Genomic DNA, 1,711 nt, shown 5'->3' with positions numbered 1-1,711 from the left:
ACGCCGCCCAGAAGATCGTCGCGGCGGTCGGCTAAATCATGAGAGGCTTTCGCGGCCTTGTGACGGCGGCGCTGCTTGCAGCGTCGCCGTTTCTCGTTGCGGCCCAGGCCGCGCCGGGCCCCGCTCCCACCGACGTAATCGCCACCCTCAACACCGTCTGCGTTGCGGCCGGAGGCGACCCGGCGAGGGCGGCGGCGCTGGCGGCGGAGGCGGGGTATTCGCCGGTGCCGGAGACCATGGTGCCGCGGATGCGCAACGCCACGGAACGCGCCGGCTTCATGCGATCGAACGCGACCGACATCACCTTCGTGATGACCGGCCGGATGACGCGTCGGGTCGGCCGCGATACCGTGGTTCTGGATTTCTGCGGCGTCAGCGCCCGGCCCACCGACCACCGCGCCCTCGATTCGACCCTGAGGCGGATGATGAACTTCGCCCCCATACGTGCCGCAGGTCTGGAGGCCTATGCCTGGCTGCAGACGCCCGAGGGGCGCGCGCCGAGCCGCAGCCTGTCGGACGCCCAGTTCGTCGCCATGGCCGCGACCGGCCAGATGCGGCTGGTGGCGCTGGATCGCTCGGGGCCGGGCTCGACCCTGATCTATTTCCGGCCCCATCTTGACTGAACCGGCCTCGACTAGATCGACAACACAGGCTATGTGCTACACATAACCCGTGTAGACCTCATGACCCGCAATCTGACCCTCGCCATCGACGACGACCTGCTCGACAAGGTGCGGGTGCTGGCGGCCATGAAGCGGACCAGCGTGAACGAGATGGTGCGTGGGTTTCTGGCACGCCTGGTCGAGCAGGAGACGTCCAAGGACGAAGCACGCGAGGCGCTGCTGAAGTTGATCGACGAGTCCAAGGGCAGGATGGGTGACTGGCGCCCCAGCCGCGAAGAGACCTATAGCGGGGAACCTCGGTTTGATCGCGAGTTCTGAGGTTTTCCTCGACACCAACATCTTGCTTTATGCTGCCCTCGGTCGCGAACACGCAGGTCATCGCTGGGAGAGGGCGCGCGAGATCGTGCTGACCGAGGACTACTGCACGTCGAGTCAAGTGCTGGCCGAGTTCTACAACAACGCCACCCGAAAGGGCGCAATGCCCCTGACATCGGACAAGGCCCGCGAATGGGTCCGCATCGTCGCGATGAAGCCCTGCCAGCCGGTGACGCCCGAAGTCGTCCTGGCCGGCATCGACCACGCCCGCCGGTATCAGCTGTCCTACTGGGACGGGGCGATCATCGCCGCCGCTGAACGGCTGGGTGCCAAGGTGCTCTATTCCGAAGATCTCAATCACGGTCAGACCTACGGGTCGGTCCGCGTCGAAAACCCCTTTCTCTCCACCTGAACAAAGAAGCGAACCGCCATGTCCATTCTCGTCGACAAGAACACCAAGATCATCGTCCAGGGCCTGACCGGCAAGACGGGCGGTTTCCACACCGAACAGGCGTTGGCCTATCACGGCACCCAGATGGTCGCGGGCGTCCACCCGACCAAGGGCGGCACGAACTGGACCGGATCGCACGGCGAAAGCCTGCCGATCTATGCCTCGGTCGCCGAGGCCAAGGAGGCCACGGGTGCCGATGCCTCGGTGATCTACGTCCCGCCGTCGGGCGCCGCCGCCGCCATCATCGAGGCGATCGACGCCGAGATCCCCTTCATCACCTGCATCACCGAAGGCATCCCGGTGCTGGACATGGTCAAGGTCA

3 protein-coding genes and 1 pseudogene are annotated in these 1,711 nt (G+C 65.6%); all 4 read left to right on the top strand.

Going from position 1 to position 1,711, the window contains the following annotated elements:
• Positions 1–38 precede the first annotated feature (38 nt).
• A complete protein-coding gene (locus tag JHC99_RS18655; protein WP_292156190.1) occupies positions 39–623 on the top strand; it encodes a hypothetical protein in 585 nt (194 codons plus the stop codon).
• 60 nt (positions 624–683) lie between these two features.
• A complete protein-coding gene (locus tag JHC99_RS18650) occupies positions 684–941 on the top strand; it encodes a DUF6364 family protein (RefSeq protein ID WP_292156189.1) in 258 nt (85 codons plus the stop codon).
• Positions 925–1,350: a PIN domain-containing protein gene (locus JHC99_RS18645; RefSeq protein ID WP_292156188.1), complete on the top strand. Its 426-nt coding sequence runs from the start codon at positions 925–927 to the stop codon at positions 1,348–1,350. The genes JHC99_RS18650 and JHC99_RS18645 overlap by 17 nt, the downstream gene beginning before the upstream one ends.
• Positions 1,351–1,368: 18 nt before the next feature.
• A pseudogene (locus tag JHC99_RS18640) lies at positions 1,369–1,711 on the top strand (succinate--CoA ligase subunit alpha); the annotation flags it as partial.

Source organism: Brevundimonas sp. (assembly GCF_016463485.1).
Taxonomy (GTDB): domain Bacteria; phylum Pseudomonadota; class Alphaproteobacteria; order Caulobacterales; family Caulobacteraceae; genus Brevundimonas.
This window is presented reverse-complemented; position numbering and strand designations above follow the sequence as displayed.